This is a genomic window from Spirosoma lacussanchae, assembly GCF_005870035.1.
Classification (GTDB): Bacteria; Bacteroidota; Bacteroidia; order Cytophagales; family Spirosomataceae; genus Spirosoma; species Spirosoma lacussanchae.
In genome coordinates, this window is the sequence record NZ_SWJG01000002.1 from 482,904 (window position 1) to 507,285 (window position 24,382).

Annotated in this window: 24 protein-coding genes; 9 read left to right on the forward strand and 15 right to left on the reverse strand. The window is 52.7% G+C overall.

Features of this window, described 5'->3' with window-relative positions; translation table 11 throughout:
- Positions 1–6: 6 nt before the first annotated feature.
- A complete protein-coding gene (locus FBR45_RS12395) occupies positions 7–1,287 on the reverse strand; it encodes an ABC transporter ATP-binding protein (RefSeq protein ID WP_138502744.1) in 1,281 nt (426 codons plus the stop codon).
- A gap of 10 nt (positions 1,288–1,297) precedes the next feature.
- Positions 1,298–2,158 carry an ABC transporter permease gene (locus FBR45_RS12400; RefSeq protein ID WP_246082217.1) on the reverse strand — a complete coding sequence of 287 codons (861 nt, stop codon included), beginning with the start codon at positions 2,156–2,158 and terminating at the stop codon, positions 1,298–1,300.
- Positions 2,159–2,512: 354 nt separating this feature from the next.
- On the opposite strand from FBR45_RS12400, the gene FBR45_RS12405 reads away from it, so the two are divergent.
- Positions 2,513–2,722, forward strand: coding sequence for a heavy-metal-associated domain-containing protein (locus tag FBR45_RS12405; RefSeq protein ID WP_138502747.1), 210 nt, complete (start codon positions 2,513–2,515; stop codon positions 2,720–2,722).
- A 41-nt stretch (positions 2,723–2,763) separates the two neighbouring features.
- Positions 2,764–5,049: a heavy metal translocating P-type ATPase gene (locus FBR45_RS12410; RefSeq protein WP_138502749.1), complete on the forward strand. Its 2,286-nt coding sequence runs from the start codon at positions 2,764–2,766 to the stop codon at positions 5,047–5,049.
- Positions 5,050–5,165: 116 nt separating this feature from the next.
- Here the strand turns inward: FBR45_RS12410 and FBR45_RS12415 are convergent, their stop codons facing one another.
- Genes FBR45_RS12415 through FBR45_RS12425 form a run of 3 tightly spaced genes read right to left on the reverse strand, consistent with a single transcriptional unit; the run spans position 5,166 to position 7,349 of the window.
- Positions 5,166–5,972, reverse strand: a complete 807-nt coding sequence (locus FBR45_RS12415) for a TIGR02757 family protein (protein ID WP_138502751.1) — start codon at positions 5,970–5,972, stop codon at positions 5,166–5,168.
- Positions 5,969–6,187 carry a hypothetical protein gene (locus FBR45_RS12420; protein ID WP_129605953.1) on the reverse strand — a complete coding sequence of 73 codons (219 nt, stop codon included), beginning with the start codon at positions 6,185–6,187 and terminating at the stop codon, positions 5,969–5,971. The genes FBR45_RS12415 and FBR45_RS12420 overlap by 4 nt, the downstream gene beginning before the upstream one ends.
- A 10-nt stretch (positions 6,188–6,197) precedes the next feature.
- Positions 6,198–7,349, reverse strand: a complete 1,152-nt coding sequence (locus FBR45_RS12425; protein ID WP_138502753.1) for a LysM peptidoglycan-binding domain-containing protein — start codon at positions 7,347–7,349, stop codon at positions 6,198–6,200.
- A 297-nt stretch (positions 7,350–7,646) separates the two neighbouring features.
- Between FBR45_RS12425 and porX the strand changes: the two genes are divergently transcribed.
- Entirely contained in the window at positions 7,647–9,212 is a 1,566-nt protein-coding gene (gene porX / locus FBR45_RS12430) for a T9SS response regulator signal transducer PorX (protein ID WP_138502755.1), read from the forward strand.
- Between the two features lie 224 nt (positions 9,213–9,436).
- On the opposite strand, the gene FBR45_RS12435 is transcribed toward porX, so the two are convergent.
- The 3 genes from FBR45_RS12435 to FBR45_RS12445 all read right to left on the reverse strand — a co-directional run bounded on the left by FBR45_RS12435 (position 9,437) and on the right by FBR45_RS12445 (position 12,044).
- The gene (locus tag FBR45_RS12435) at positions 9,437–10,117 is read right to left on the reverse strand and encodes a cell division ATP-binding protein FtsE (protein ID WP_138502757.1); all 681 of its coding nucleotides are present in this window, start codon (positions 10,115–10,117) and stop codon (positions 9,437–9,439) included.
- Positions 10,118–10,195: 78 nt separating this feature from the next.
- Positions 10,196–10,864, reverse strand: a complete 669-nt coding sequence (fsa, locus tag FBR45_RS12440; RefSeq protein ID WP_138502759.1) for a fructose-6-phosphate aldolase — start codon at positions 10,862–10,864, stop codon at positions 10,196–10,198.
- 28 nt (positions 10,865–10,892) lie between these two features.
- Positions 10,893–12,044: a galactokinase gene (locus FBR45_RS12445; protein ID WP_138502761.1), complete on the reverse strand. Its 1,152-nt coding sequence runs from the start codon at positions 12,042–12,044 to the stop codon at positions 10,893–10,895.
- A gap of 250 nt (positions 12,045–12,294) precedes the next feature.
- Here FBR45_RS12445 and FBR45_RS12450 point away from each other — a divergent pair, with 250 nt between their 5' ends.
- From FBR45_RS12450 to FBR45_RS12460, 3 genes are all read left to right on the forward strand, one after another.
- Positions 12,295–13,026, forward strand: coding sequence for a tetratricopeptide repeat protein (locus FBR45_RS12450; protein WP_138502763.1), 732 nt, complete (start codon positions 12,295–12,297; stop codon positions 13,024–13,026).
- A 61-nt stretch (positions 13,027–13,087) separates the two neighbouring features.
- Positions 13,088–13,438: a transmembrane 220 family protein gene (locus tag FBR45_RS12455; protein WP_077921977.1), complete on the forward strand. Its 351-nt coding sequence runs from the start codon at positions 13,088–13,090 to the stop codon at positions 13,436–13,438.
- Complete coding sequence (locus tag FBR45_RS12460) at positions 13,435–14,286, forward strand: hydroxymethylglutaryl-CoA lyase (protein WP_138502765.1); 852 nt, start codon at positions 13,435–13,437, stop codon at positions 14,284–14,286. The genes FBR45_RS12455 and FBR45_RS12460 overlap by 4 nt, the downstream gene beginning before the upstream one ends.
- A gap of 45 nt (positions 14,287–14,331) precedes the next feature.
- Here the strand turns inward: FBR45_RS12460 and FBR45_RS12465 are convergent, their stop codons facing one another.
- Positions 14,332–14,856, reverse strand: a complete 525-nt coding sequence (locus tag FBR45_RS12465) for a DUF7935 family protein (protein WP_138502767.1) — start codon at positions 14,854–14,856, stop codon at positions 14,332–14,334.
- 133 nt (positions 14,857–14,989) lie between these two features.
- Between FBR45_RS12465 and FBR45_RS12470 the strand changes: the two genes are divergently transcribed.
- Positions 14,990–15,286 (forward strand): iron-sulfur cluster assembly accessory protein, encoded by a 297-nt coding sequence (locus FBR45_RS12470; protein WP_138502769.1) that lies wholly within the window; start codon positions 14,990–14,992, stop codon positions 15,284–15,286.
- 124 nt (positions 15,287–15,410) lie between these two features.
- Positions 15,411–19,262, forward strand: a complete 3,852-nt coding sequence (locus tag FBR45_RS12475; protein WP_138502771.1) for a sensor histidine kinase — start codon at positions 15,411–15,413, stop codon at positions 19,260–19,262.
- Positions 19,263–19,368: 106 nt separating this feature from the next.
- Here the strand turns inward: FBR45_RS12475 and FBR45_RS12480 are convergent, their stop codons facing one another.
- Positions 19,369–19,998 carry an HNH endonuclease gene (locus tag FBR45_RS12480; protein WP_138502773.1) on the reverse strand — a complete coding sequence of 210 codons (630 nt, stop codon included), beginning with the start codon at positions 19,996–19,998 and terminating at the stop codon, positions 19,369–19,371.
- Positions 19,999–20,297: 299 nt separating this feature from the next.
- Between FBR45_RS12480 and FBR45_RS12485 the strand changes: the two genes are divergently transcribed.
- Positions 20,298–20,669, forward strand: coding sequence for a CoA-binding protein (locus FBR45_RS12485; protein WP_138502775.1), 372 nt, complete (start codon positions 20,298–20,300; stop codon positions 20,667–20,669).
- A 61-nt stretch (positions 20,670–20,730) separates the two neighbouring features.
- On the opposite strand, the gene FBR45_RS12490 is transcribed toward FBR45_RS12485, so the two are convergent.
- The 5 genes from FBR45_RS12490 to FBR45_RS12510 all read right to left on the reverse strand — a co-directional run bounded on the left by FBR45_RS12490 (position 20,731) and on the right by FBR45_RS12510 (position 24,329).
- Positions 20,731–21,738: a 3-oxoacyl-ACP synthase III family protein gene (locus tag FBR45_RS12490; protein ID WP_138502777.1), complete on the reverse strand. Its 1,008-nt coding sequence runs from the start codon at positions 21,736–21,738 to the stop codon at positions 20,731–20,733.
- Between the two features lie 85 nt (positions 21,739–21,823).
- Positions 21,824–22,075, reverse strand: a complete 252-nt coding sequence (purS, locus tag FBR45_RS12495; RefSeq protein WP_138502779.1) for a phosphoribosylformylglycinamidine synthase subunit PurS — start codon at positions 22,073–22,075, stop codon at positions 21,824–21,826.
- Between the two features lie 36 nt (positions 22,076–22,111).
- Entirely contained in the window at positions 22,112–22,813 is a 702-nt protein-coding gene (gene pssA, locus FBR45_RS12500; protein WP_138502781.1) for a CDP-diacylglycerol--serine O-phosphatidyltransferase, read from the reverse strand.
- Between the two features lie 94 nt (positions 22,814–22,907).
- Positions 22,908–23,549 (reverse strand): MBL fold metallo-hydrolase, encoded by a 642-nt coding sequence (locus FBR45_RS12505; protein ID WP_138502783.1) that lies wholly within the window; start codon positions 23,547–23,549, stop codon positions 22,908–22,910.
- 78 nt (positions 23,550–23,627) lie between these two features.
- Entirely contained in the window at positions 23,628–24,329 is a 702-nt protein-coding gene (locus tag FBR45_RS12510) for an SAM-dependent methyltransferase (protein ID WP_138502785.1), read from the reverse strand.
- Positions 24,330–24,382: the final 53 nt, after the last annotated feature.

A 24,382-nucleotide genomic window follows, 5' to 3' on the forward strand; every position in this document is an offset into this window, starting at 1 on the left:
CCGGATTTAGAGTGAATGAGCGGTTTCTGTAGCCACCTGTCGCCAGGCAAACGGAAAAGTCGGCCGAATCACCCCCGGCCATTTTCCGAACCACGCCGTATTTTCCCGGTAATCCTCAACCTCGAAAGACAGGCACTGCTGGAAATCGAACAGGACAGAGCTGGCATCTTTCAGGATTCGGATAGACAGGTAATAAACGCCATCATTCAGGAAATGACCCGGAATGGTGCACGCTCCTTCCAATACGCCTTTTGCGCAGTACAGGCTGGCCGTTGGCAGTTCAAACACGCATTCGCCCAGGTTTGTATAAAGCTGCAGGGAAGCGTTAATCCAGGTCTCCGGTTCAAAGTTCCAGATCGAGAAACTAACCCGCAGGGGCGTCGTTACATTGATCAGGCGCTGGGGGTCATCCGATTCTGGTATTAGCTCAATGGATCTGAAGCGGACCTGCTGATTGCCGGGCGCATTCTCGGGTGTATCCCAGGTTTTTTGAAGCGTGTTTTGCTGGTAGGTAGCCAAAAAGTTGGTAACAACCGTGCGGGTCTCTCCCAGCTCGCGCACGCGTCCGTGTTCCAGCCAGACCGATTTCTGACATAGGTTATTAACAGCCTGCATGTTATGGCTGACGAACAGAATGGTACGGCCTTTGTCCTGAGCCACTTCCTGCATCTTTCCGAGGCATTTCTTCTGAAAACTGGCGTCGCCAACGGCCAGTACTTCGTCCACAATCAGGATGTCGGGTTCCAAATGAGCGGCTACGGCAAAGGCCAGCCGCATATACATGCCCGACGAGTAGCGCTTGGCAGGCGTGTCGATGAATCGCTCAATGCCCGAGAAGGCAACGATTTCGTCGAACTTATGCTGGATGTCGGCTTTGCTCATGCCGAGCATATTGCCGCTGATGTAAATATTTTCACGGCCCGTCAGCTCCATATGAAACCCGGTGCCGACTTCGAGCAGGCTGCTGATGGTGCCCTTGCCGCGAATAACTCCCTGGCTGGGCCGGGTAATCCGGGATATGATTTTCAACAAGGTCGACTTACCGGCTCCATTGGCCCCAACCAGGCCCCAGACCTCCCCCTGCCTGATGTCGAAGCTAACATCATCCAGCGCCAGAATGGCCGATGAGGACGGAAGGGGCGTGTTGTCGCCGAAAAACGAATCTTCCCGTCGCCGAACGCGGGTTGTCCACCAGCGTTGAAGATCCTGTCGGAAAGAGCCGGTTCCGATGGTGCCTAGCCGGTAGTACTTGGAAACGTTTTCTATCTGTATGATTGTCTCTGACATTATCCCGGCTTTAAATGACATCCATTAGTTTATCGACCCGCTTATGAAAGAGCATCATGGAGCCGACGAACAGAAGCAGCGTAACGAAAAGGCTATACGCCAGTTGAGTGGGGGTAAAGGTACCTTCGCCAAACAAAGCGAACCGACATACCTCAAAGAGGGGCGATAGCGGATTCAGGGCGGCAACCTGCCGAAATCGTTCGGGTACAACCGCCATGGGGTAGATAACCGGGGTGACAAACATCATCAGCCGGATACCAATGCTGGCTACGTTCGTTAAATCGCGGTAATGAGCCGTCAGTACGGCAAAGAGCAGGCCGGTTGACAGGCCGTTGACGCCAATCAACAGAATGGCGATAGGTAGGGCCAGCATCCAGCTGTTCATCATGACCGGGTTACGATAAAGTAGCCAGTACCCAACCGTTATGATCGTCAACAACGAAAGCTGCAATAGTAGACGGATGACGTTGGCGCTCAATATGGAAAGGGGGATGATAAGCCGCGGAAAGTACACCTTCTGAAAAATGCGCTCGTAGTGGATGAATGTAAAGGAAATAGCAATAAAGCTCTCGCTGAAGAAGGTCCACAAGGCAATGCCAATCAGGTAGAACAAGACGGGGGGAACGTTGCCGGTTGAAATGCCGATTAGCTTATTGAATACCAGAATGTAGGTGACCAGAGTCAAAATAGGCTGGAAAAGAATCCATAAGGGCCCGAGCAGGGTTTGCTGATAGTTGAGTAGAAAGTCTTTTCGAATCAGACGAAGCCAAAGATTACGATACTCCCAAAGCTCCTTTACTTTCCAGTCCCACCAGCTGGTTTGACTGTTGAGCTCCCACCCCCATTCGGTTGCTTTTGATACCTGTTCCATTCTATACACCAATCTCGCCAAAAGTAAGCAACTATCTTTTGCGAATGAGCACAAAAGCGATGAAATAAATGGTCTCTGTAGATTAAGTGACTTCTATAGAGATTGATAATGACGAGTCCGGCCAGCCGGTGAGAGGAATAATGATCAGAAAACCTGCCTGTCGATCACTTACGTTGTTGACCATAACGGCTCAGAACCCGGGGCATCTCCGCATGAACTAAGGGCGGACTGACTTGGGTTGTATAAACAGCGGCACCGGAAAGCTGCACGGGTGGGCGTAAATTCTGTACAGGAACGAGTCCGCAAAAGCGGAAATTTGTGTCAGTCAGTTTATCGATAACAAACCACAACATCATGGACGCGAAGCAATTCAAAACCAATATAAAATGCGCAAACTGCGTGGCCGCGGTTACGCCTTTCCTCAACGAGGCCGTTGGTGAAAACGCCTGGCAGGTCGATCTGCAAAGCCCCAACCGGGTGCTCACCGTTGACACAACGACCAGTGATGCCGCCGTTACGCAGGCCATTGAGAAGGCTGGCTACAAAGCGGAGCCGCTAGCCTGATCACCCCCGACCGCTGTCGCGGTAACTTCAACCCCCAAGTTATGAATGTACGTCCAGCTCCATCGGCCCGGTCAGCAGCATCAGTTCGGAAAACGTTTCCGGTGCTGGAGATGAGCTGCGCGGCCTGCGCGGTTAGCGTTGAGTCGACGCTGAAACATACGGCGGGCGTACGTGATGCCGGGGTGAACTATGCCAACCAGAATGCCTGGGTAGAGTTCGACCCGCAGGTCGTTACCCCCGACGGCCTGCAAACGGCTGTCCGGGCTGTGGGCTACGATATCGTTATCGACGCCGAAGACCCCGAAAGCGCCCAGCAGGTCCAGGATGAAGCGCAGCAGAAACACTATCAGGCACTCAAAGAGCGTACTATCTGGGCTTCAGCGCTGGCGGCTCCCGTCGTGATCATTGGTATGCTTTTCATGGACTGGGCCTGGGGTAATTATATCATGATGGCGTTGTCGGCGCCGGTTGTCTTTGGCTTTGGCCGGTCGTTCTTCGTCAATGCCTGGCGCCAGGCCCGTCATGGCAAAGCCAATATGGATACACTGGTAGCGCTGAGCACCGGTATTGCGTTTGTGTTCAGCGCTTTCAATACACTCTACCCCGATTTCTGGCACCGGCGCGGCCTGCATCCGCACGTGTACTTCGAAGCCGCTGCTGTGGTTATCGTCTTTATTCTGCTGGGTAAGTTACTCGAAGAGCGGGCTAAGTCGAGTACCTCGTCGGCCATCCGGAAACTAATGGGCCTGCAACCAAAAACCGTTCTGGTAGCCGACGAAACGGGTGACTATGAACTACCGATTGCGCAGGTGCGGGTCGGGCATGTACTCATTGTGCGGCCGGGTGAGCGCATTCCGGTCGATGGGCAGGTCGAGTCGGGCGGGTCGTTCGTCGACGAGAGTATGATTTCGGGAGAGCCAATACCGGTTGAAAAACGGGTAGGGGCCAGGGTCTTCGCCGGAACCATCAATCAGAAAGGCAGTTTTCGGTTCTGCGCCGAAAAAGTAGGGGCTGATACGGTGCTGGCCCAGATTATCCGGGCGGTGCAGGATGCGCAGGGTAGTAAAGCGCCCGTTCAGCAGCTGGTCGACCGAATTGCGGGCATTTTTGTACCGATTGTCATCGCCATTTCGGTACTGACCTTTGTGTTCTGGTTGACCCTGGGTGATACGGTAGCCCCCACCGGCGATTCGTTCACAACGGCGCTGCTGACCGCCGTAACGGTACTGGTCATCGCCTGTCCATGCGCACTGGGTCTGGCCACTCCTACGGCTATTATGGTTGGTGTTGGGAAGGGAGCCGAGAACAATATTCTCATCAAAGATGCCGGTAGCCTCGAAATGGGTCGTCGGGTCAACGCGGTCGTGCTCGACAAGACGGGTACAATTACAGAAGGGAAACCGCTGGTAACTGACCTGGTCTGGCTGGCGCCTGATGCGGATCAACAACGCGAAGAAAGGATTTTGTATCAGCTGGAGTCGCAGTCAGAACATCCGCTGGCAACGGCCGTTACCGAATACCTGAAAACCCCGGCTGTAGTGTCCACTCCGGCTGGTAGCTTCAACAGCATAACCGGAAAAGGTGTGATCAGTCAGTATGACGATGCCACTTACCTGATTGGTAACCAGAACCTGCTGGCTGAGTACGGTATTGACCTTCATGACGATCAGCAACAGCAGGCTGAACAGCTACAGGCGCAGGCTAAAACGGTCGTCTTCTTCGGGCGAACAAGTGCCGCCAGTTGCCAGCTCCTGGCCATCATCGCCATTGCCGATCCCATTAAGGCAACGTCGAAGCAGGCTATCGAAACGCTTCAACAGCGGGGTATAGCCGTGTATATGCTCACGGGCGACACCAGCTATACGGCCGGGGCTGTTGCCCGTCAGGTAGGTCTACGTAGCTACAAAGCCGGGGTTCTGCCCGCGGAGAAAGCCGCTTTTATCACGGACTTACAGAAGCAGGGCTGTGTTGTAGCGATGGTTGGCGATGGGATCAACGACTCCGAGGCCCTGGCCCGGGCCGATGTGAGCATCGCCATGGGCAAAGGGTCTGACATTGCGATGGACGTGGCTCGGATGACGCTCATCACCTCCGATCTGAACAGCGTTCCGAAGGCGCTTCGGCTGTCGAAAAAAACGGTACAGACCATTCGGCAGAACCTGTTTTGGGCCTTTATCTACAACCTGATCGGTATCCCGATCGCAGCCGGGGTACTTTATCCGTCGTTCGGATTCCTGCTGAGTCCAATGATTGCGGGAGGAGCCATGGCCCTCAGCTCGGTGTCGGTCGTGACAAATAGCCTGCGGCTTCGGTCGGTGAAGCTCTGAGTCGCCAGGCGGTTTGAACCATCCAGCCGGATTGGAATTATGTGCCGGGCATGACCGAAGCTGATCCGATAACCTACCGAAGGCCGTACATTGCTGGGAGGTGTGTCGAAGATGAATTACATTTCGCCTTCGACGCCCAGGCCGAACAACGCGAAATCATAACGGACAGGATCGGCTGGGTCGAACTGGCGAAGCGCATCGGTTAATTCGATGGCCGCTTTCCAGTCGGTCTGGGGTCGGTTAAGCAGGCCTAACGACCGGGCTACCCGGTTTACGTGGACATCGATCGGCATCACCAGCTGCTCCGGCCTCAACCGCGTCCAGAGGCCAAAATCTACACCCCGGTCATCCCGTCTGACCATCCAGCGCAGAAACATCAGCAGCCGTTTGCAGGAGGAGTTGCGGGCGGGCGTCGCAATGTGTTTACGGGTCCGGTCAGGAAAGAACGGATCGCAGCAGAACCGGTCGTGAAAGGCAACCAGCGCCGACTCGACCGTGTTGCCGGTCGTTGAGGTGGAGTCGGTCACAAAGGCATCTTCCAGCGAGTCGTTTTCCTGGTAATAGGTCCGGAAAAAGTGCAGGAAGTAAAGCGCGTCGGTTGCGTTGAAGGTACGGTGTTTAAACGCCAGAAACCGGGTAAGATCACTCTCCTGATGGGAACGGACAAAGTCATAGGGCGAACCGTCCATGAGGTCGATCAACTCATTGGCTTTTTTCAGGATGACCGGTCGCTGCCCCCAGGCCAGAACGGCCGCCCAGAACCCCATAATTTCAATGTCCTGCCGACGCGAAAACCGGTGTGGAATGCTGATTGGGTCGCGTTCAATGAACGAAGGCCGATTGTACTGATCGGCCTTCGCATCTAAAAAATCTTTCAACAAAGCTGAATCAGCGGATGTCGAGGCCTGCGTTATACGGGTCATCGGCTTTTTCCCCCGCTCACCACCCACGCCATAGCCCGCGAAACCCCCGAGAACAAGGCCAGCAGCGTAGACATCACAAACGTAAATACGGCAATGAACGGATAAGCCATGACGAACATCACGTTGAAGGTCTGATAGCCTACGGTTCCCTTCATCTGCTCATCGCGTTCCCGATGGCGCCGGGCAATTCGTTCCTCTTTGGTTTCTTTTTCCATAACTCGGTATCTACCGAACAATATAACTCACCTCAGCCCGAAAACGTCGGTCCTCCGGCGAAAGTTTCGCGAAGGCCTGCGCCGAGAGCTTTATCAGAATTTTGTCGTTGACGCCGGTGTCGGGCAGCCTGCCAATCACTTTAACCCACAAACTCTGGTTGTTGAACAGGTTGCGTACCTGGACCAGCGTGCCGATCGGGGCTGTTCGGTGAAGGGCCAGGTACTTGCCCGATCCGTCGCCTTCAATAATTTCGGCAACGCCACTGTCTGACAGACGACGGCCCCGGGTAGGCATGGGCGCGTCGTTGCCCGGGCGGGGCAGTTCAACCTCGGCTTCGGCGGGTTTGGCAGCTGGCGTAGGCGGGGTATCAGTCCGGCGTGGTTCGGCTGCGGGGGTTGGAGTAGTACGTTCGGTACGGGCTACCGGGGGGGCGTGCTCGGTCCGTTGTTTATCCTCTTTGGGCGAATCGTTTCTGGGGGGATCGGTACGGGCGGGTTCTGGCTTGCGGGTATCGGCGGTACGCGCGGGCGTCCGGGCCGGCGTGTCGGGCGTTTTGACGGCTACGGTCGGAACAGGACCGGCTGGATTACGAGCCTGATAGGCCTTCTCTGACACGATCAGCGCCTGTCCGATTAGTACGTTATTGGCACTGAGGCTGTTCCAACGGCGCAGGTCGTCCTGCGACACGCCATAGCGAACGGCCAGGCTGTAGAGGGTCTGACCGGGCTCTACCACGTGAATTCCCGAGCGGGCCGGGTCGTCGGTGCGCTTAGCGTCTTTATTAACGTCTGGCTCGGCTTTTGCTACCCGTTTCTGTTCTTTCTCTTCTTTTTTGATGGCCTTGTCGATTGCTTTTTCCTGCTTTCGGCTAAGGGCGCCGTCGGGGAGCGGAATCCGGACGAGCTGATCGTAGCGGACGGCATCGGTCATGTCCGGGTTAGCCGCCTTGATTTCAGCTACCGATCGCCCGTACCGACGGGCAATTGCAAACAGCGTCTGGCCTTCGTCAACACGGTGGAGAATGAAGCGTTTACCGTCCTTTTTTTCGACACCGACCGAGTCGGTCAGCATGGGCTCCGAAGAGCTGGCAAGTGATGCTGAACTAAACAAAGCCCCGCCAAGCAACAAAGCGGAAGCGGTTACTACAATATGTTTCTTCATGGGTTGGGCTGTGCCCGCTGCCTGGCTGCAAGACAAGACGGTAACGTTGGTAAAATTAATGTAAAAATACGGCGGTGTTTACCGACAAACGGATTTTAGGACTATTTCCGTTTATCAATCGGTAATGGTGGGGGGTGTTAATTGTTGTTAAATACCGGAATCCGGCTATAAATAACGAACCACCCAAACAGAACTGGACGTTTGACGTTTAGAATTGTACCAATCGGTACGCCGATTTTCTGACAGGACCAGCCGAAAACCAAGCCGCTGATCCGTGTTTTTAGTCAACTAATGCCTATGCAAAACTATTCGATACTCTGGGCCGACGATGAGATTGATCTTCTCAAGCCCCACATCCTTTTCCTGAAAAACAAAGGCTATGACGTTACATCGGTCAATAGCGGAGCCGACGCGCTCGATCAGGTTGAACAGAGTAATTACGATGTTGTGTTCCTCGACGAAATGATGCCCGGTATGACGGGGCTCGAGACGTTATCGCAGATCAAACAGATGCGGCCTAACCTGCCGGTTGTGATGATCACCAAAAGCGAGGAAGAGCACATCATGGAGGAGGCCATCGGCTCTAAAATTGCCGATTATCTTATCAAGCCTCTCAACCCCAACCAGATCCTGCTATCGGTTAAGAAAATACTGGATAACAAACGGCTCGTTACCGAGCGGACCAACATCGGCTACCAGCAGGACTTCCGGAATATCTCCATGCAGTATAATGACCGCATGGATCATAGCGAGTGGTCCGATGTATATAAAAAGCTGATATACTGGGAACTGGAGCTGGATAGCTCACAGGACAAAAGTATGTCGGAGGTGATGAACATGCAGAAGAGCGAAGCCAATGCTACGTTCTGTAAGTTCGTGATGGATAATTACGAAGACTGGCTGAACGATCCGAAAGCCGACAGCCCTGTCATGTCGCACCAGCTGATGCGTAAGAAAGTGTTCCCGCTGGTCGATCAGAGCGGCAACCAGCCTCCGCTTTTCTTTATTCTGATTGATAACTTGCGGTACGATCAGTGGAAGGCTATTGAGCCACTCCTGGCCGACTACTTCTCGGTAGAAGAGGAGTCGTCGTATTATTCCATTCTGCCCACAACGACAGGATTTGCCCGGAATGCTATTTTCTCCGGCATGATGCCGAGCGAGATGGAACGGAAACACCCGGACCTGTGGGTTAATGACGATAACGAAGACGAAGGCCTTAATAACCACGAAGACGAGTTCCTGCGTCGGCAGCTGACCCAGAGCCGGCTGGATGTGAAGATGTCTTACCATAAAATTCTGAACGTTAACCAGGGTAAATCGCTGGTCGACAACTTCAACAACTTACTTCAGAACCAGCTGAACGTGGTTGTTTATAACTTCGTCGATATGCTGAGCCACGCCCGTACGGATATGGCTATGATTAAGGAGCTGGCGCCTGATGAGTCGGCCTACCGGAGCATTACCCGGTCCTGGTTCCTGCATTCGCCCCTGCTGGAGTTTGTCCAGAAGATTGCGGCCAAGGGTGGTCGCCTTATCGTAACGACTGACCACGGCATGATTCGCGTGCAGAAGCCCGCCAAGATTGTGGGGTATCGCGAAACCAATACCAACCTGCGCTACAAACAGGGTAAGAACCTTGGTTTCGAAGAGAATCACCTGTTTGTGGGACGTAAGCCGGAGCGGCTCTTCCTGCCCAAGCCGCACGTCTCTACGGCTTATGTGTTCACGCTCGAGGATTACTTCTTCGCATACCCGAATAATTACAACTACTACGTGAACCACTACCGGAATACCTTCCAGCACGGCGGAATTTCGCTCGAGGAAATGATTATTCCGTTTGCCTACATGAAGGCGAAATAAGTGGATTTTACCAGCACTAGGAGAGGTGTAGTTCGTGAAGGTCGCTGGCGGCTTTTACCGGCTACACCTCTTTTGTTGAACACCGGTTCGTGCCCGGCTGCCTTACCCTGGCAATGACAGGTAACGTATGCATACGGGCGCGTGGCAGCTGTATCGACAACAGATACTATCAGTGTAGCCGCTGTGCAGAATGATAAACGGACTTTCCCGAAAATGAAATTGAACTAGCCTTTCAGTTCAACGACCTGACCATCCTGGCAGCGCAGCACGCGGGCGGGGTATTTGTGGAGCAGGTCGTAGTTATGAGTAGCCATGAGAATGGCGGTTCCGGCATTGTTAATGGCCTGGAAAACCTTCATAATCTGGTCGGAGACGGCCGGATCAAGGTTCCCGGTTGGTTCGTCGGCAATCAGAATCTGTGGTTCGTTTAGCATGGCGCGGGCAATTACAACCCGCTGCTGTTCGCCCCCCGATAACTGGTGCGGCATTTTTTTCTGAGCCGTTCCTAGTCCAACCTGCATCAGCACGTCCGCAATGCGGTTGTTCATACTGGTTTTGTCTTTCCAGCCGGTGGCTTTGAGCACAAATTTCAGATTATCCTCTACAGAGCGATCGAAAAACAGCTGGAAGTCCTGAAAGACGATCCCGATCTTCCGACGCAGTTGTGGTACGTCGCGGGGTTTAAGGGCGTTCAGGGTGAAGCCAGCTACCTGCCCTTTGCCATGCTGGAGCCAGAGGTCGGCATACAGCGTCTTCAGCAAGGATGATTTACCGCTACCGGTGCGGCCGATGAGGTAAACAAATTCTCCCTTATGAACCTGAAAGGAAACGTCACCCAGTACTAATTTCTGGCCCTGAAAAATATCAGCATTGTCGAGTGTCAGCACAGGCTCGGAGGAAAACATAATACGTAGCAGGGACAATAGACCACCAGCAGTTAGCGGTAAACGGGCCCGTCTACTGCTAACTGCTGGCGTCTGTTCTTATTGTTTAACCGGCAGATTTGCTTTTTCGTGGTCAGCCAGGAATTTAGCCAGGCCGCTGTCGGTAAGGGGGTGATTCAGCAGCGCTTTGATGGCGCTAAGCGGAGCCGTCATCACGTCAGCACCGATTTCGGCGCACTGGATGATGTGCATCGGGTGGCGTACTGAAGCGGCCAGTACTTCGGTAGTAATGCCGTAGTTGGTGAAGATCGTAACGATCTGCTCGATCAGCGCCATACCGTCGGTCGAGATGTCATCCAGACGACCAACGAAAGGAGATACGAACGAGGCACCGGCTTTGGCAGCTACCAGCGCCTGACCAGCCGAGAAAATCAGCGTACAGTTGGTACGGATTCCTTTTTCGGAGAAGTATTTGATAGCTTTAACACCATCGGCTGTCATGGGGATTTTGACAACGATATTCTCATCGAGTTCGGCCAGTTCGTCACCTTCTTTGATCATCTCTTCGTATTTCACCGAGATCACCTCTGCGCTGACATCGCCTTCTACGATATCGCAGATTTGCTTGTAGTGACGCATGACGTTATCTTTACCGGTGATGCCTTCTTTGGCCATCAGGGATGGGTTGGTGGTTACACCATCAAGAATGCCCATTTCCTGAGCTTCGCGAATGTCGGCGAGGTTTGCCGTATCAATGAAGAATTTCATGTTTTTGTAATCGTTTTTTGAGGGAATACTAGTTCAACTCCTTCGTTCCGTCCTGTATTTTGCAGGTGTGAAGGTAAGTATCTTTACCCGTTCGGGCGAAATATTCTTTTGTAATGTGCTCCGAAAAAGCGCTTAGTGCGTCTTCCTGCACCAGATTGATTGTACAGCCTCCGAAGCCGCCCCCCATCATACGGGCACCCAGTACACCGGGCTGTTGACGGGCAATATCGACCAGAATATCGAGTTCGGGGCAGCTTACTTCATACCAGCGGCTCAGCCCTTCATGTGAACCGTACATGTACTGCCCAAAAGCCGCTACATCGCCCGATTCCAGTGCCGTCACCCCGTCGAGGAGTCGTTGGTTTTCCTGCACCACATAGGCGCACCGGCGGTACAGGTGGGGATTTGTGTTTTTTACATGCTCATCCAGCATAGCCATCGTTACGTCGCGCAGACTACTGATGGAGGGGTAAAAGGCTTGCAACAAACGAACACCAGCTTCGCACTCGGCCCGGCGGGTGTTGTACTCTGAACTCACCAGTGAGTGTTTGACCCGGGAGTCGCAAAGCACAATCCGGATGCCTTCCATCTGTAAGGGAGCATACGCATAATCGAGCGACCGGCAGTCCAGCTTGATGACGTGTCCGGCTTTGCTCATCATACTGGCAAACATATCCATTACGCCCACTTTAGCGCCTACGAACTCGTTTTCGGCGCGTTGCGAGAGTCTGACCAGATCGATTCGGGAAAGGCCTAGTCCATACAGTTCATTGACAGCGAAGCCGACGGCGTTCTCCAGCGCAGCCGACGAGGATAGACCTGAACCCATCGGTATGGTGCCGCCAAACAGGCAGTTGAGACCGCCAAACGAGTGTCCTGCCTGTTTGAGCTGAGCCAGAACCCCGAGCAGATAATCGGCCCAGGTGTCGGTCTTTTCGAGTTGATCGAGGGAGCCCTGGTAAGTTTTGCCCAGATCATGGGCAACGATATGTAGTTTGTTATCGGAACGAGGTCCAATAGCCAGATAAATGGCTTTATCGATAGCAGCCGGAAGCACAAAGCCTTCGTTGTAATCGGTATGTTCACCAATGAGGTTGACGCGACCGGGGGAACAAAACAACCGTGGTTCGTCGTGGAAAAGGCTGCGAAAAGAGTCGGTTAGGGAAGAGATCAGGTCCATGCTGGCCGGAAACAAAAAATGGCAAACCAATGTCTCACCGCTACGACCACCTACCCTTGCTTCGGTCAAGACCTGGGGGATTCAGCAGGAGCTGGTAGCACCGATTTGCCGATGCAAAGTTAAGCATTTGTTAGGCAAACGACCAAATTTCGCCCGTACCTTTGTTGTCCTAAATTTCATACTAACTCTACAGACGGTTTATAAATCGCCTGAAAAACCCGTCATCGGGCTACACGACAACCTATATATTATGAGATCACAGACCTACCGGCTGGGCCTTATTTCGGCTTATTTACTACTGATACTGAGCGCCTGCAACTCGGGCGACCAGTACGTAGAACAGGGGCGGGCTTACCTGCGCGACGGCAAGTTTCGGGAAGCCGTTCAGTCGCTGAATCAGGCCGTCGAAGCCGACAATGATAATGTAGAAGCCTTCAATTCGCGGGGCGTGGCCTACTTTGAACTGAAAGAATACGCCAATGCGACCCTCGATTATGATCAGGCGATCCGGCTCAAGCCCGACTATTACCGGCCATATTACAACCGCGCTTTGCTGAAAGTAGCCCAGAATGATTTGGGTGGTGCGTTGAAAGACTATTCGGATGCCATCCGCCTGGCGCCCGATACCAGCCAGCGAACCCGCTCCGAAATTTTTCTGAACCGGGGTCAGTTATTTGCCCAGCAGGGCCAGCTGCAACCAGCCATGAATGATTTCTCGCAGGCTATTACGCTGGATAACCGAAACGCACTGGCGCTCTACAACCGGGGCAACTTGCGGTATCAGCAGAAGGATCTGGACGGGGCGGTGGCCGACTTCAAACAGGCGGTTCAGGCTGACCCGCGGTTTGGGAAAGCGTTTTACGGACTGGGCATTGCCCAGCTTCTGCAAAATCAGCGCGACGCGGCCTGCCTGAGTCTGAAACAGGCTCAGACGCTTGGCTATGCTGACGCGGCCAATGCGCTGGCGCAGTATTGCCAGTAAAATCAAGTAGAAACCACGAGGCTGAACCGTTTCTGTTCTCCGGAATGTAGTTTATAAACCTATGCGAAAAATACTTGCGGTTACTTTTGGTCTGCTTTTTCTGCTGTTTGCGGCCTTTCAGTATAACGACCCCGACCCAGAAGTGTGGGTGCCTATTTACGGAGCCGCTGCGGTAGCCTGCTTTATGGCCTATGCGGGTGTGGCGCGCTGGTGGTTTTTTGTCGGAATGGCTCTACTGTATCTCGTAGCTGCCTGGTATCAGCGCCCCCCCGTTTTTGAAGGATTTATGTTCAGCGAGGTGGGTATGCGAAGCCTGAATGTTGAACTGGCCCGCGAGGCCGGTGGGTTACTGATCTGTGCGCTGGCCATGGGTAGTCTGGCCTGGTTAACCCGCCAACCCCTCCGACGATGAAACTGATTGAATGTCCTCGCGATGCCATGCAGGGGCTGGCTCATTTCGTGCCGACCGAGCTGAAAATACGCTACCTGAACACCCTGCTGCGGGTAGGCTTCGACACGCTCGATTTTGGCAGTTTTGTTTCGCCCAAAGCCATTCCGCAAATGCGGGATACGGCCGAGGTATTGGCAGGGTTGGATCTAACCCAAAGCCGCACCCAGCTACTGGCTATTGTTGCTAACCTGCGCGGTGCTGAGCAGGCGGCTGGCTTTTCATCAATCCGTTATATCGGTTTCCCGTTGTCGGTATCGGAGACGTTTCAGCAGCGTAACACCAACAAATCCATCGGGCAGGCTTTTGCCGAAGTGGCTCAGATACAGACGCTCTGCAAGGCTACCGACAAACAGCTGGTCGTTTACCTGTCCATGGGCTTCGGCAATCCGTACGGCGACCCCTACAGCCCGGAACGGGTAGGCTCATTTACCGGGCAACTGGCCGAACTGGGTATCCGTATCGTGGCTCCGTCGGATACGGTAGGTACGTCGACTCCCGAAGCCATCGAGCAGCTGTTTACCCATCTGATCAAGACGTTTCCGCAGCTGGAGTTCGGAGCACATCTCCATGCGCTACCGGGTCAGGCACCCGCAAAAGTGCAGGCGGCTCTGCGGGCGGGCGTGCGCCGGATTGATGGAGCGCTGTGCGGTTACGGTGGGTGCCCAATGGCAGCAGAAAGCCTTACAGGTAACTTGCCCACCGAAGACATCCTTGCTGTACTGCGTGCCGACGAGGAACTGAAGCCCGCTATCGATGAGGTAGCGTTGCAGGATGCTTTCCGGCTGGCCAGCGAGGTATTCGGTGCCTGAAAGTCCGGTATGAACAAGCGAGCTGAGGAATGGCGGCCGTTACCGTTACATGAACATACCCTGAATTTCATCTTTCAGGCTTTTGATCGCATCAGCCGTGGGCTGCTTTTCTTTCTGAATGATCCGTTCAAAAATCCGTTTTGACAGTTCGAGCGCCGGTGCGTCGGGGCGGGTGTCGCCGGATGCCTGGTTGATTAGGGTCATCACATCATTCATGGCAGCCTGAATCTGATCCCACACGGCCTGACTCATGTATACCTGCTGCGACAGGTTATGATTGTATTCATCCCGGATTTCCTGAAGGAGTCGCTGCTGAAAATCAAGCACGGTGGTAGAGCTGCCTCCCAGTCTGAGTAACAGATTGTTGGGGCTGATCCGCTCCAGGAACAGCGTCATTCGCTCGTAAGCCTGCAACCGAATGGGAACTACCGCTTCTGTATAGCGATTTTTAGTATCGTAGCGATGGCGATCGGCTTCGCGTTCCAGCAGCAGTTTAACCGTCAGATACATACCGTACAAAACAAGTCCGGCCGGAATGATCAGCTTCAAAAAATCACTCACTAAGTTCATAAATTGGTACAGGTTATTTGCGTCAAAACAAGTAAATTTGGCAAGCAGGCCATTGATAGATAAGTCTTTAAATTGATGCTTTTTGTTGATATCTACCCATAAAATATCAGAATCTGTGACTCGTTAGTACCATATGTCATTACTAGACAATCCTGTTTTTGTGAAAACAGAAGCGCGTCAACAAATAATCGATACGCTTCAGGCAAATAAAATTCCGGAAACCTATGGCCTGCGGGTGGGGGTCCGCGGTGGAGGCTGCGGAGCGTCCTGGCTACTGGGTTTCGACCTGCCCGGACCGGCCGACGAAGTGTATAACGTCAGTGGGGTGCGCATCATTATTGACCGCAAGCATTTACTTTACGTATTAGGCGTCGAAATCGGCTACGAAACGGGCGGTTTTACTGTCGATAAGATCGATAGCAATAAGTAGTTTGAGGGAACTACTAAGTATATTGTTTTCAAAGATTGAAAACTAGATATTCAGAACTACCCCAGAAGATAAAAACTTGGCATGATTTTAGGTCTAGTCAGCTTGTAAAAACGTACCGAATCGAGTGAAGCGTATCGAGCAACATATTTTCCTTATTTTGGCGGTGCTGGCCGTCGGGTTGTCGGTACTATGCTATTTCCTGCTCGAGCGAAACGCACCGGCTGCTACGGACGAACAGTATCTGAGTACGGTACAGCAGCGGGTGAAGGAAGAGATGGCCGTCAGCACGGAAGAGCTCGACCGTATTGCTACCCTGCTGGGCCAGCAACCCCAAGCCCCGTTTGCCAACCTCAATCTGACTACCCGATACCCTTTCTATGTTTTTCGTAACGGACAATTGTTCTATTGGTCCGATCATCGGTTTATCCCCGATTACAAACGAATCCAGGACGTCAGGGACCCTAAACTGGTCGATTTTGAGCAGGGGCGTTATCTGGTTAGTCACAGACGGGTTCTGTCAGGCTCGGTTGTTAATGATGTATTTTCGCTTGTAAACGTTTATCGGTATTACCGCAATACCAACGCCTATCTAAAATCGGGCTACAGCGCCAGCCTGTTCGCTCTGGATCCAAAGTCGGTTAGTGCCGAGCGTCGGCAGCCGTACCAGGCTATTTATGACAATGCGTCGGTCTTTCTGTTTTCGGTTGAACCGCCCAGGGTCGATGTATACCGAAACCATTCTACGCCGGTCAATACCATCATTCTGGCAACGATTGGCATCATTTTTCTAGGACTTTATATACTACAGGTCATCCTGGGGCTTCGGCAGCGCAGGCTGTATGAACTTGGATTTGCCTGGCTGGCAGCCTACTTACTCCTGTTGCGGGCGCTGATGTTGTATTTCGGTGTACCGTTTCTGTTCATCGAATCCGACCTGTTCAATCCTAAGTTCTACGCATCATCGGTCCTGGTGCCGTCCTTAGGCGATCTGTTGCTGAACGTGCTGGTGGTGGCTATTCTGGCGCTGTATTGGGTAAACTACTACTTCCGTTCTGCTACTTATACTGCCCTTCTGCGGTTACCGGACTGGGGTAAGGCCATTGTTTCTGTCGGCTGCGTCATAGCGAGTTATGTTGTCTTTGCGTTCTGCTACAGCGAGCTGAATAATATTTACGAAAAGTCGCAGTTTACCCTGGACATAACCCTGAACATCCACTTTTCCTTTTTGAAGGTAATGTGTCTGTTGGTGTTCATTGGGGTGTCGTTCGTTTATTTCCTGCTGGTTCATCTACTGGCCAGTCTTTTCCTTCGCTATAACCGGCTTGCGCGGGTAGGGCGGGGGATACTCCTCATTCTGCTGGGAACCCTGGTTACGGCGCTGCTGGCTTACCTGCTCAACTGGCCGTTGATTACTATTTATGGAGTTAACGGGTTGTACTTCATGCTGATTTACGTAGGCAAGTTTCCCCGTACGCTTTACACCTTCCGCTATAAAACATCAATTTATCTTTTTCTGGCCGCTTTCGTCTGCGCGGTTACTACCGCTTATGTGGTGTACACCCAGGAGATTCGGAAACAGCTGGTTCATGAACGGGCTTTTGCTGCGCAGTTACTGGCTGAAAACGATGAGTTCGGCGAATTTCTGATGAGCAAAGCGCTGGAGTCAGTGGTGCGCGATACTGAAATTGAACACGCTCTCCGGTCAGACACGCTGCTGGTTCGTGAACGCATTCAGCAACGGATAAAAACCCTTCACCTGGACAAGTATTTCGACAAATACGATATTGAGGTTTTTTCCTTTAAAGCCGATGGTCGTCCGCTCGATGTGAGTCCGAACGCGGTATCGCTCGCCGACCTGACGACTCGTTATCGGAAACCTGCCTACCGTACCAATTACGCCGGTATCTACTTTGTTAACGAAGCCGACAATCAGTTCCTGAAGCAGTATCTATGCTTCATGACGGTTCGGCAGCTCGGACGCTCCCTCTACATGGACGAAGGAGTCAAAGCCGCTCCCCGCGATTCTGTTGGGTATATTGTCCTGGATATGCGACTCCGCAACGAACGCGTGAAAAGTGTTTATCCTGAACTGCTCGTCGATACGAAGTTTACGAAAGATCCCGACGAGCAGGATTACAGTTACGGATTTTTCGACCGTATTAAGAAAACAGATTCGACCGGGCTACCCCAGTACCGGCTCTTATACAGTACGGGCAGCTACAACTACGAGCGGAAAATGCCGGCATCGCTGCTCAATGATCCCCGCTTGTATACCGAAGGGGTGGCAACCAACCAGTATCAGCACGTAGCCCTGCGGGGGCGCGACGGTCGGCTGCTGGTGGTATCGTCGGACGAGTATCCGTTTCGGAATATCTTCTCCAACTTTTCGTTCCTGTACCTGTTGCTGGTACTGACTGTGATTGCGGTTATTGTAGCCTATGCGATCAACTACAGCTTTACCCAGTTCAGCATCAACTACTCGACCCGTATTCAGATCCTGCTGAATGTGGCCTTTTTCCTGCCGCTCTTGCTGGTGATCATTATTATCCTGAGTGTAATCAGCTCCAACTACATCACGAACCAGGAGAGTACGTACATCAGCAATACCCGCAACATTGCGGCTAATTTTGTGACGTATCTGGATGAGCACCTGGTTGCTAACAAACGCAGCAAGGCGTCTATGGAAGAGGAGTTGAGTAAGATTGCCCGTGATGCGGATATTGACATAAACCTGTTCGATACGCAGGGGCGGCTCTACACCTCGACCCGGCCGCTGATGTATGCGAATGGGTACTTGTCGAAACAGATCAACCCGAAAGCTTACATTCGCGTAATTGAGGAGAAAGAAAACCAGATTCTGCTCGACGAATCGTTGGGTACCAAACACTATCGTACCGCCTATGCGGGAATAAAGTCCTACGACGGTAAGTTGTTGGGGGTGTTGAGTATCCCTTATTTCTACGCCCGCCCGGAGCTCGATCGGCAGATTATTGAAGTGATCGCTTCGGCGCTGAGCATCTTTACGGCCTTGTTTCTCTTCTTCCTGGTTCTCTCTTATTTCGCTTCGCATGTACTGACCAAACCGCTGCGACTCCTGACTCAGAAAATCCGCAAGACGAACCTCGACCGGCCAAACGATCCGCTTCCGTGGCGTTCTGACGACGAAATCGGGCTGCTGATCCGGGAATACAACCGGATGCTGGTTAAGCTCGAAGAAAGCAAACAGGCGCTGGCTCAGAATGAAAAACAATCGGCCTGGCGCGAGATGGCCAAACAGGTTGCGCATGAAATCAAAAACCCGCTCACGCCGATGAAACTGACGCTGCAACACCTGCAGCGCACTTTCCCCAATACCAACGGGAGCGACGGTTCACTGGGTGCCAACGAGTCGGCTACCAGGCGGGTTATTCAGCGTACGTTCGATTCGCTCCTGGACCAGATTGATAACCTGAGTGATATTGCTACGTCCTTCTCCGACTTTGCCAAAATGCCGTTGCCTATCAATGAAACATTTGAAGTAACGGCAGTGCTCAACAAGGCAGCTGATCTGTACGCCGACGACCAGCGGATCACGCTTCGGCGACAGGTCGTTAACGGGCCCGTAATGGCCATTGGTGATCGACAGCTGATTGGTCGGATACTGACTAATCTGATCATTAACGGCATTCAGTCTGTGCCGCTCGACCGTAAACCGGTGCTGGATCTGCGGCTGTACACTAACGATGACGAGGTACAAATAGAGATTCACGATAACGGAGCTGGTATTCCGGAAGCCATTCATACCAAGGTGTTCCTGCCTAATTTTAGTACGAAGCGGGGCGGCTCCGGGCTGGGACTGGCCATTGCCAAACGAGGAGTTGAACACGCGGGCGGCAGTATATGGTTCGAAACCACCGAAGGTGTAGGTACCTCATTCTTTGTATCGCTACCACTAGCCAGCGTGGCCTTACCTTCTATCAATCAGCCGGTGAGCTGAAAGATAAAAACCGTTGAGGCTATAAAAATAGTCAGCCGGTCAGGATACCCAACCGGCTGTAACTCATTGTCTCAAACATCACTCAAATAAAATCAGCTGCAACTAGTCATGAACGGTCGCTGGAGGTTACGGCGGGCACATCATCTTCAATAGAAACGTGGCGCCAGTTTTCCCCCGACCGGATACGATTAAGTTGCGTATGGGTTATGCCAAACTGCTTGGCAATCATTTTCAATCGATTCTTATCATTCCGCAACAGCTTCTTGATAATCTTGACCTTACTTTCTGTCAGCTTGTAATTTCGGGCATTACGAACAGTTGGGCGGTTTTTCACATTCGGATTTTCCCGGTTGTGTTCGACCATCTCGTCTTTGGTAACCCAGCGCAGGTTCTGATAATAATTGTTGAGCTTATCATGATCAAGGTGAATCACAAACGTTTGGTCGGCCCGCTCGCGAACAATGAAATATTCGGCTACCAGTTTGTGGATATACCGGTTAAGCGTTTTTCCTTCAGTTCGTATATTAAGTGACTTATAGCCCTGGATGACCGAGCCCTTGATAAGCTTTCCTTCCTTACCAGCTCCGGCGCCGGTTCGCTTCCCCGATGCATCTGACTGGTAGCTACGCAATCTGCCGTAGTTTGATACGTCGTATCGAGGAGGATTTTCGACATCTTCGAACGGTATCGTGACCCACTTCTCATTCCAATAATCCTGGCCTCTTTTATCGTTCATAACTGGTAGTAATTGGACGTTTACGGACAGAAAACCAATACGAATGTACCACTTTCTGTTTAACTAATGTATAACAGAAATGAAACAAAATGGTTGGGCGGTTTTTCTACAAAATTGTTGAAAATCAACAAAATAGTGGTTTTGGTAAGTAGAGTTGCTTGCGTACTCAACGGAAATATAGATAGTGTATACCGTCATTCTGTTAGCAAAACTATCAACAAAGTAAATGAATTGCTAGGGAGAATCCTGAACCTCGCTCTAAATCGCAGGGTTATATAGGCTACTTGGTATACAGAAAGATGGACGCAGCCACGAAAAAGACGCTGGTGATTGGAGCCAGTGAGCAGACAGACCGGTATTCAAACCGGGCAGCCCGTAGCCTGATGCGGTACGGACATACTGTCGAATTGATCGGTTTACGAAAGGGAACTATAGACAATCAGCCTATTCAGACTGGTCGCCCGGCGCTTCAGGATATAGATACCGTGACGATGTATGTCGGGGCGCGTAATCAGCCCGATTACTATGAGTACATCCGGCAGCTTAAGCCCCGGCGCGTCATTTTTAACCCGGGCGCAGAAAACCCCGAGTTTGAGCAGATGTTGAAACAGGAGGGGATTGAGCCGTTGCACGCCTGTACGCTGGTCATGCTATCTGTAGGCACGTATTAGGCCTGGTCAGGACAGTACAAAAAAGGTCGTATCGCTGAACTGTGCGATACGACCTTTTTTATTACCAGCGTATGAGGGCTGAGGCCCAGGTAAAGCCACTTCCGAAAGCGGCCAGACAGATCAGGTCGCCGGACTTAACCCGTCCCTGGTCGAAGGCCTCGGTTAGGGCAATTGGTATCGAAGCCGCCGTTGTGTTACCGTAGTACTGAATGTTATTGAAAACTTTCTCGTCGGGCAGGCCCATCTGCTGCTGAACGTAGTTCGAAATGCGAATATTGGCCTGGTGCGGCACCAGCAGCGACAGGTCGTCGGGCTGGTACCCATTGGCGGTAAGGCTTTCATTGATCACCTCCATAAACCGAACCACCGCATGTTTGAAGACGGCGTTGCCATTCATGACAACACTGCTGCCGCTCTCGGTTGCCGTCTCCGGGGTGATAAAATGATTGGGTCGGCTGCTGCCGGGATCTTTCAGGTAAAGTTCTTCGGCGAAGCGACCATCAGCATGCAAGTGAGTCGACAGAATCCGGTGGCTGGGGTCGGTCGTAGCCTGAACTACCGCTGCTCCTGCCCCGTCCCCAAAAATTACTGCTACACCCCGCCCTTCGGTGGTTTTGTCCATCAGGGTCGACTGTATTTCTGACCCGATTACCAGGGCGGTTTTGTACATGCCGGTTTTGATGAACTGATCGGCAATGGAGAGCGCGTACACGAAACCCGAACACTGCTGACGGATATCGATAACGGCTACCCCCTCCAGGCCCAGTTCACGCTGCATGAGAAAAGCGGAACCGGGGAAGTAATAATCCGGCGAAAGAGTTGCGTATACGATAAGGTCAACCGCCGACGCATCCAGACCGGCCCTGTCGAGAGCCATGCGTGACGCAGCCGTGGCCATACTGGCATTGGTATCCTTGCCGTACGTGAACCAGCGCCGTTGTTTTATGCCTGTCCGCTCCTGAATCCAGGTATCAGACGTGTCCATGTACTGCTTGAGATCGTCGTTTTTGACAATCGTTTCGGGCACGTAGTAGCCTAAACCCGTAATTTTTGAGTGAAGTGTATTCATTCGTTGATGTCTGCGACCGCAGACGCTAAAACAGGGGCAAAGGTACTAAACCTTGTAGCCCCATAAAACCCGTTGCGTCTGGAGGTCAGGCGACCCGAAGCTCAAACGAATAGTCTTCCATGATCAGGTTAGCCAACAGCTGGCGACAGGCGGCATCAACGGTTTCCCGGGCTTTCTCTTCCGTTTCGGCGTCGACCTGGAGCCGGATGTGCTTTCCGATCCGAACGTTATCTATTGTATCCATCTGAAGATTGTGCAGCCCTAATTGTACGGCTTTCCCCTGCGGGTCCAGAATCTCCGGACGAGTCATGATGTTGATCTCGGCTATGTATTTCATGGTAAAGAGTGAACAAGTGAACGGCTCACGCAAGAGTTACTTCGTGACCCGATCACGGGTTCGGTCATTGGTAAAAAGTGAAACAACGATGTACAGTAAGATAACGAGCGGAATGGCTGCAAACTGCAAAAATAGCAGTAGCAGCGCGGATGCGATCAGGAAAAGAAATTTCGCCCGATTTTCGGCCCAGCCAAATGATTTAAACTTCAGCGCGAACAAAGGCAGGTCGGATACCAGCATGAACGAAAAGGCGATCATCATACCCAGCGCAATATCATTCTGCCATATAGCGTCGAACTGGGGTTGATACCGGCCCATGAGCGGAAAAGCCGCAATCAGCATAGCATTTGCCGGGACAGGCAGCCCGATGAACGATTCGGACTGGCGGGTATCGATGTTGAAGTTGGCAAGCCTGAGCGCCGACAGTACGGCAATCAGGAAGGCTGCGTACGAGATTGAACCCAGTTGCTGAAACCAGCAAAGCTGAAAAACGAGGGTAGCGGGTAATACGCCAAACGTAACGACATCGGCCAGGGAGTCGAGTTCCTTGCCAAAAGGCCCCGAAACATCAACGAGTCGGGCAACGAACCCATCGCCAAAATCGAGGATGGCCGCCAGCCCGATCAGCCAGGCCGCCAGTTCGAGCTGTCCCCGCAGGGCCATGACCATACCAATGCACCCGCAGAGCAGGTTACCGCAGGTCATGGCGTTTGGAATATGTTTGAGAAGGGCTTTCATGGATGAACGAACGGATCGGTTCGCTGGTCAGCAGGCGGGTTAAAAGAGGCTGGATAACAGTTAGCCCTCGGGAGTTGACCGACCGCCAGGCTGGCTAGTTGATTTTTACAAAGGGATTAGTCCGTTTTTCATGGCCAATGGTAGTGGGGTCCATATGGCCCGCGTAGACCGTATAGTCGTCAGGCAGGGTAAAGAACTTGGTTCTGATGCTGTTGAGCAAGTCATTATGGTTGCAGTACGGAAAGTCGGTGCGACCAACGCTCCCCCGAAACAAGACATCGCCCCCGACTATATACCGATCGGCATGGTTAACAAACGCAACATGCCCCGGTGCATGTCCCGGCGTAAAAAGAACGTCGAGTGTCAGACTGCCAATCTGAAACTGATCGCCTTCTTTCAGCCAGGCATCGATCTCGCTGTGCTCGTAGCCGCGCAGACCATACAGCGCACAACGGGTTGGTACATCGGCATAAATGACCTGTTCGCGCTCGTGCAGATAGGCCGGAACCCCGTACCGGCGCTTCAGATAAGCCAGCCCGAACACATGATCGAGATGAGCATGGGTGAGCAGGATGTATTTCAGCGTAAGCTTGCGGGCGTCGAGAAACTGGCTTAGGGCTTCCTTCTCGGCCTGCTCGTAACAACCAGGATCAATCACGATGGCATCGCCCGATGTCTCGTCAGCAATAACGTAGGTATTCTCCTGAAAGGGAGAAAACTCAAAGGCTTGGATCATAAACGATGCAGATAGTCTGCCAGGTGGGAAAGCCCGCGCTGATGAATAAAAACGGGCGGAGTCAGCTCCGCCTTTGCGCTACAAAAGTAGGAACACCGTTGGTTTTTTGCGCAGATCGGGTACCTGCGATTTCCATTCGCGGATGGTCAGGGTCCGGACGAAGGCATCGGGGGCGGTCAGGTTACAGGCTACGCATAGGCGCGTGTTCCCCTGGCAGCTGGCCAGCACATCGGCCATAAGCGCATCGTTTCGGTAAGGTGTTTCGATGAAAATCTGGGTCTGCTGCCGTTGCTGGGCTTCTTTTTCCAGATGCCGGATGGTCCGGACCCGGTCTGCCTTTTCGATCGGCAGATACCCCTGAAATACGAACGACTGCCCGTTCAGGCCCGACGCCATAAGGGCCAGCAGCAGGCTGGATGGGCCTACAAGTGGCTCGACCCGCCAGCCCAACGCATGAGCCATGCCAACGACCACAGAACCCGGATCGGCTACGCCCGGGCAGCCTGCCTCCGACAGCACCCCGGCGTTTCGTTTGCGTTCCATCAGTTCCTGGATCTGCCGGCGGGTATCCGTCGGGGGGGTATCCTTATCGAGGTCGAAGAACGTTGTTTCGTCAATGATCCGGCTGGTTTTCAGACCACTGATGAACCGGCGGGCTGTGCGTATGTTCTCTACAAAGTAAGCGTCGGTTTTTTCGATCACCTCACGGACGTAGGGGGGGAGAACCTCAGCCGCCGTGTCATCGGCAAGAAGCGTCGGTATAAGATAAAGCGTCGGCATCCGGCAACTGGGATTCGGTTTTGTATACAATACCCTGAAGAAGAGCAGGGGGT